7 protein-coding genes are annotated in these 5,810 nt (G+C 71.5%); 3 read left to right on the top strand and 4 right to left on the bottom strand.

Annotation, left to right across the window (positions count from 1 at the left end; all coding sequences use genetic code 11):
• A partial coding sequence (locus tag VGH85_19880) for a class I SAM-dependent methyltransferase (protein HEY2176070.1) occupies window positions 1-524 on the bottom strand: 524 nt, incomplete at its 3' end.
• A gap of 68 nt (window positions 525-592) precedes the next feature.
• Between VGH85_19880 and VGH85_19875 the strand changes: the two genes are divergently transcribed.
• Window positions 593-1,408: an SOS response-associated peptidase gene (locus VGH85_19875; GenBank protein HEY2176069.1), complete on the top strand. Its 816-nt coding sequence runs from the start codon at window positions 593-595 to the stop codon at window positions 1,406-1,408.
• Here VGH85_19875 and VGH85_19870 read toward each other — a convergent pair.
• Genes VGH85_19870 through VGH85_19860 form a run of 3 tightly spaced genes read right to left on the bottom strand, consistent with a single transcriptional unit; the run spans window position 1,356 to window position 4,590 of the window.
• The gene (locus VGH85_19870; GenBank protein HEY2176068.1) at window positions 1,356-2,996 is read right to left on the bottom strand and encodes a thiamine pyrophosphate-binding protein; all 1,641 of its coding nucleotides are present in this window, start codon (window positions 2,994-2,996) and stop codon (window positions 1,356-1,358) included. The genes VGH85_19875 and VGH85_19870 overlap by 53 nt on opposite strands.
• A complete protein-coding gene (locus tag VGH85_19865; protein HEY2176067.1) occupies window positions 2,993-3,766 on the bottom strand; it encodes a cyclase family protein in 774 nt (257 codons plus the stop codon). Before VGH85_19865 ends, VGH85_19870 begins: the two co-directional genes overlap by 4 nt.
• Window positions 3,767-3,777: 11 nt before the next feature.
• Complete coding sequence (locus VGH85_19860) at window positions 3,778-4,590, bottom strand: MBL fold metallo-hydrolase (protein ID HEY2176066.1); 813 nt, start codon at window positions 4,588-4,590, stop codon at window positions 3,778-3,780.
• Window positions 4,591-4,709: 119 nt separating this feature from the next.
• On the opposite strand from VGH85_19860, the gene VGH85_19855 reads away from it, so the two are divergent.
• On the top strand, window positions 4,710-5,312 hold the full coding sequence (locus tag VGH85_19855) for a YdeI/OmpD-associated family protein (protein ID HEY2176065.1): 603 nt from the start codon (window positions 4,710-4,712) through the stop codon (window positions 5,310-5,312).
• Window positions 5,309-5,810: alpha/beta fold hydrolase (locus tag VGH85_19850; protein HEY2176064.1), on the top strand; the 502-nt coding region annotated here is incomplete at its 3' end. The genes VGH85_19855 and VGH85_19850, both read left to right, overlap by 4 nt.

Here is a 5,810-nt window from a genome sequence, read left to right as displayed (position 1 = left end):
CGGCCGATCCGGTGGGCCAGCCCCATGGCGATGTTGGCGATCGAGGCCGTCCGGCTCACGATCACGTCGCTTCTCGTCTTCTCCTCGTAGCACCCGAGGACGACGAGGACCCCGCCGGGCAGGAGGAGATCGTGCAGCCGGTCGAGTGCCGGACCGAGGGGCATGTGGTGGATGACGGCCAGGCTGGTGATGACGTCGTACGCGGCCAGGTCGAGGGTCGGGTCGAGCACGTCGCCGACCAGGAATCGGACGTTCCCGGCGGCCGGTGTCCGGGAACGGGCGACCGCGACGATGTCCGGCGCGACGTCGACGGCATCGATCGCGCCGGCCCGGCGGGCGAGGCGCCGGGCGAAGTCGCCCTTGCCGCAGCCCACGTCGAGCCCGCGGCGGAACCGCCTGGGGATCCGCCGGAGCAGGGTGCGGTGGTAGTGGGCGTTGTGATCCCACTGCAGTCTGCGCATGGCCGCGTTGATCGCGACTTCCGCAAGTCCGGGGCGCCTGGTCGACTCGGTGGCGTGGGACACGCGGACGATCATTGCGGATGGCGGGCCTACCGCCAGCCTCGGGCCTGGCTTTCCGGCAGACTGAGGACATGTGCGGTCGCTACGTCAACGTCGCCTCGACGGCCGACCTCCGCGACGAGTACGACGTCGAGCAGGTGCTCGGCAACGATCTCGCCCGGTCCTGGAACATCGCTCCGACCGACCCGGTGCGCGCGGTCATGAAGCGGCGGCCGCACGGCGAGAGTGAGGACGAGGACGCCCCGCGGGTGCGGCAGCTGCGCACCCTGCGGTGGGGCCTGGTCCCGGGCTGGTCCCGCGATCGCCGCGGCGCCGCGAAGATGATCAACGCCCGCGTCGAGACCGTCACCAGCAAGCCGGCGTTCAAGGCGGCGGCCGCACGCCGACGTTGTCTGTGTCCCGCCCAGGGATATTTCGAGTGGCAGAACACCGATGACGGAAAGGTGCCGCACTTCCTGCACGACCCCGACGGCGGGCGGATCGCCTTCGCCGGGCTCTACGAAGTCTGGCGTGATCCCGCGCTCGCCGAGGACGATCCCGATCGGTGGGTGTGGACCTGCACGATCATCACCCGGCCCGCGGCCGATCTGCTCGGTCACATCCACGACCGCACGCCCGTGATCGTGCCCGCCGAACTGCAGGAGTCCTGGCTCGACTGCACCGGCGACGACCCGGCGGACGCGCAGCAGATTCTCGACGTGGTCCCGGAGCCGCACCTGCAGCCGGACGTCGTGTCGGCGGCGGTCGGCAACGTCCGGAACAACGGTCCCGAACTCATCCGTCCGGTCGATGCATCGCAGCTCTACACCCAGGAGCGGCTCCCGCTCGAGGAGGTCAGTGAGCCCGGAACGCCTCCTCGAGCCAGCTCCCGACCACGTCGGGATTGACCTTCGCGTCGATGAGGAGCGACCGGTCGCGCCGGCCGAGCCAGTCTTTGACCGCGTCGAGGTCGGACAGGGTGCGGACGGTCACCCCGTCCAGTCCGGCGCCGCGCGCGAGGGCGGCGAGGTCGGTGTCGGGGAACTGGGCCAGGTCGACGGAGTGGCCGTGCGGGCGGAAGTGGTGCACCTCGGCGCCGTACGCCGCGTCGTCATAGACAACGATGAGCATCGGTACGCCGAGCCGGGCGACGGTGTCGAGCTCACCGAGCGCCATCATCGCCCCGCCGTCGCCGAGTACGGCCACGGTGAGCCGGTCCGGTCGGGCTGCGGCCGCACCGATCGCCGCACCCAGGCCCAGCCCGACCGACTGGAACGCCTGGCCGAAGACGAACCCGGCGGCGTCGGGCACCGACAGGTACATGACCGGCCAGCCCATGAAATGGCCGGAGTCCACCGCCACGGTGCGCTCGGCGGGAAGCATCTTCTCGAGTGCGATCGTGAATGTCCGCGGATCGATCACCGATCCGGTTCCGGCGTCGGTGAACGGCTGTTCCGACCACTGCCCGGCCGCGATCCGCGCGGCGAGCTGCGGCGTACGCAACCCGGTCGACCGGTGTCCGCGCCGGTCGAGCTCGTCGCACAGCGCGCGAGCGGTCGTGGCCGCATCGGCGACCACCGCGACATCGACCGGGCGGTGTGCGCCGACCGCGTCGGCGTCGATGTCGACCTGCACCAGGGTGGCCTTCGGGAAGAGGCTTCCGTGCCCGCTGGTCCACACGTTCAGCGACGCACCGAAGGCCACGACCAGGTCGGTGTCGGTCAGCAGTTCGGCGGCGGACGGGGGAGCGAGGCCCCCGGAAATACCGACGGAGTAGGGGTTTTCGGCGAAGAGCCCGTGGCCGTTCCCGGACGTGGCGAGGATTGCGCCGACGCGTTCACCCAGCGCCTCGATCGCGGCGCCGGCGTCGCCGACCACGGCGCCGCGGCCGGCGAGCAGTACCGGCCGACTCGCCTGCAGCAGCAGGGCGGTGATCTCGTCGACGGTGTCGGCGCCGGGAGCGGGGAGCCGGCGCGGGGACGACGTGGTGGGCGGATCCGTGACGGGGCACTCGGCCGCCTGTACGTCGAGCGGCAGCATGAGTACGACGGTGCGCCGGTCGGTGACCGCCCGCTCGTACGCGCGGGTCGCGTCGGCGATCGCGGTCTGCGGTGTGTAGACCCGTTCCACGACGGCGCCGACCGCACCGACCAGGCGGTCCTGGTCGATGCGGAAGTTGGACCGGATCGCTGCCGCAGAGGTGTCCGCGGCCAGGACCAGGACCGGCGTACGGCTCTTCGCGGCCTCGGTGATCGCCGTCATCGCATTGGTCAGCCCGGGACCCTGGTGCACCGTCGCGACGCCGACCCGACCCGTCACCCGGGCGTAGCCGTCGGCCATGGCGACGGCGGCGGTCTCCTGCCGGGCGGCGAGGTAGCGCGCCCCGCCGGTGCACAGCGCGTCGGCGACGATCAGGTTGCCGCTGCCGACGACGCCGAAGACCTGGTCGACACCGAGTGCCGCGAGCCGGGCCCCGACGGCCTCCGCGACGTTCACGACGACACCAGCGCGAGGACGCGACTCGGACTCCCGGACCCGGTCTCGATCGGCAGCGGCGCCACCACCAGAACGGCGCCGGTCGCCGGCAGCTCGGCGACGTTGACCAGCTGGGTCAGGCCGAATTTGCCGGCCCCGAGCAGGAAGGTGTGACAGGGGAACGGCGGATCGAAGGAATGCGCCGCACCAGCATCGGTGCCGACGGTCTCCACCCCCATCCCGATGATCGCGGTCTCCTCGGCCAGCCACCGCGCGCAGTCCGGGTCGACGCCCGGCGTGTGCGGGCCGGTCTCGTCGCTGTTGAGGAACGCCCCGGCGTCGCCGCCGCGCGCGTCCCATCCGGTGCGGTAGAGCAGCCACCCACCAGGCGGCAACCCGCCGTGGGTTTCCTCCCACGCGCGCACGTGGTCGCGGGTAAGTAGAAAGTCCGGGTCGGCGGCGCACTCGGCGCTCTTGTCGATCACGACCGCGGGCGCGATCAGCTGCTCGACCGGCACCTGGGACACGTCGAGGCCGTCCCGCCCCGACACCCAGTGCACCGGCGCGTCGAAGTGGGTGCCGACATGCTCACCGGCCGAGAATGAGTTCCAGTACCAGGCCGGTCCGCGGTCGTCGTAACGGCTCAGCTCGTGCAGCGCGAATCCCGGAGTGTTGACGAACGGCTCGGGTAGCTGCAGCACCGGTGTGCGGTCGGAGAGCGGCGCGGTCAGGTCGACGACCCGGATCGCTCCGGTCGCGATCCCGCCGAGCAGTGCGGGCAGTCCGTCCACGTCGTCCTCCCTCATGTGTCGACGCCGGCGACGTGCGCGACGTAGCGGTCGGCGGATCGGCGTACGGCGCCCGCGCCGTCGCGGACCACGACCCGGCCCCACCATCCGCCGTAGACCCGGTCGAACTGGTAGCGCTCGACCCGGCCGGCGATCTGCTGCACGGTCGCGGCATCGAGCGGGATCAGGTTGGGGTAGCTCCACATGAAGCTCACCCAGTCGCGGTCCTGCACGACCGTGATGGTGTCGCCGGTGAGCAGCGCACCGCGCCCATCGGAGCCGTCCGGCCAATGCAGGACGGCGGCGCCGTCGAAGTGGCCGCCGATGCGCGCGAGCGTGAGGCCAGGCACCGGCTCGATCTCGTCCGCCCACAGCTCGACCCGCGGCGACGGCCGCTGTATCCACTGCTGGTCGGCCGCGGGAATCAGGATCCGCGCATCGAACGTGTCGGCCCACTCGACGCAGGCGGCGTAGAAGTGCGGGTGGGACATGCACACCGCGGCGATGCCGCCGCGACGGCGTACCTCCTCGACGGCCCGGTCGTCGACGAGGGAGACGCAGTCCCACAGCACATTGCCCTGGCCGGTGGCGAGGAGCAGCGCCCGCTGTCCGATCGCGAACGACGGCTCGGTGCCGATCCCGAGCAGGCCCGGCTCCTCTTCGCGCAGATCGCTGCGGTGGTCGCGGGCCAGCTCGGCCATCGTCGTCCACTGCTGCCCGCCCCAGCCGACGTATTGCCGTTCGTCCTGGCAGATCGGGCAGCCGGGTGGCGGCTCGGGGGTGTCGGGATGCTGCACTCCGCAGGTCTGGCAGATCCATGCCGGCATCGCCGCCACCACCTCCAGTCGTCGGACCTGGCTGAGTCTGCCGTGGCGCGGAGCTCGCCATTACCCCGGGCCTCACCCGGGGTCGCCGCGGGACCGGAGACATGGTGTGCTGAGCGGCGATGGCCGACGAACTGGCGGAGTTGACGGTGGCCGACGCGGTCGCGTGGCGGAAGTGGCTGTCCCGTCACCATGACGGCTCGCCCGGGGTGTGGTTGGTCCTCGCCAAGAAGGGCACGACCGACCCGACCAGCGTCACCTACGCACAGGCGCTCGACGAGGCGCTGTGCCACGGCTGGATCGACGGACAGGTACGGCGCCGCGACGACGCCACCTACCGGCAACGCTTCACCCCGAGGCGGCCGCGCAGCCCCTGGTCGGCGAACAACGTCGACAACATCGCCCGGTTGCTCGCCGCGGACCGGATGCACCCGGCCGGTCTGGCTGCGGTCGAGCGGGCGAAGGCCGACGGGCGGTGGGAGGCGGCGTACTCCGGTCAAGCCGGGATGCCGGTGCCCGCCGATCTCGCCGCGGCCCTCGCCGCACAGCCCCAAGCCGCGGCGATGTTCGACATCCTCACCGCCCAGAACCGCTACGCCGTCCTTTACCGGATCGAAGGCGCCAAGCGTCCCGAGACGCGGGCCCGCCGGATCGAACAGTTCGTCGCGATGCTGGCCCGCGGCGAGACGATCCATCCCCAGAAGCGGACTCTCGGAGCGACATGACCTATCCGCCGATCGACCCCTATGAGCACGGGATGCTCGACGTCGGCGACGGTCAGCAGATCTACTGGGAGACCAGCGGCAATCCCGACGGCAAGGCGGCACTCGTGCTGCACGGGGGACCGGGTTCTGGCGGTACGCCGGGAAGCCGCCGCAACTACGACCCCGCCGTCTACCGGATCGTGGTGATGGACCAGCGGGGCGCCGGACGCAGCATCCCGCACGCCAGCGAGCACGACGCCGACATGTCGGTGAACACGACCGAGCACCTGCTCGCGGACATGGAACTCCTGCGCAAACACCTGGGCATCGACCGCTGGCTGCTCTGGGGCGGATCGTGGGGCGTGACGCTCGCCCTCACCTACGCGGAGCGCTACCCGGAGCGGGTGACCGCCATGGTCCTCGCGTCGGTGACGATGACCCGCCCGGCCGACGTGCACTGGCTCTACCACGGCGTCGGCATGTTCTTCCCCGAGGAGTGGCAGCGGTTCCGGAACACGG

The organism is Mycobacteriales bacterium (assembly GCA_036497565.1).
In the GTDB taxonomy this organism is placed as follows: Bacteria; Actinomycetota; Actinomycetes; order Mycobacteriales; family QHCD01; genus DASXJE01.
Note: the sequence above shows the minus strand (reverse complement) of the source record. Positions and strands in the feature narration are given on the sequence as shown.

Excerpts from the sequence above, each read along its gene's own strand:
- VGH85_19875 (HEY2176069.1), top strand. The coding sequence starts at position 593 with ATGTGCGGTCGCTACGTCAACGTCGCCTCGACGGCCGACCTCCGCGAC.
- VGH85_19860 (HEY2176066.1), bottom strand. The coding sequence starts at position 4,590 with ATGCCGGCATGGATCTGCCAGACCTGCGGAGTGCAGCATCCCGACACC.
- VGH85_19855 (HEY2176065.1), top strand. The coding sequence starts at position 4,710 with ATGGCCGACGAACTGGCGGAGTTGACGGTGGCCGACGCGGTCGCGTGG.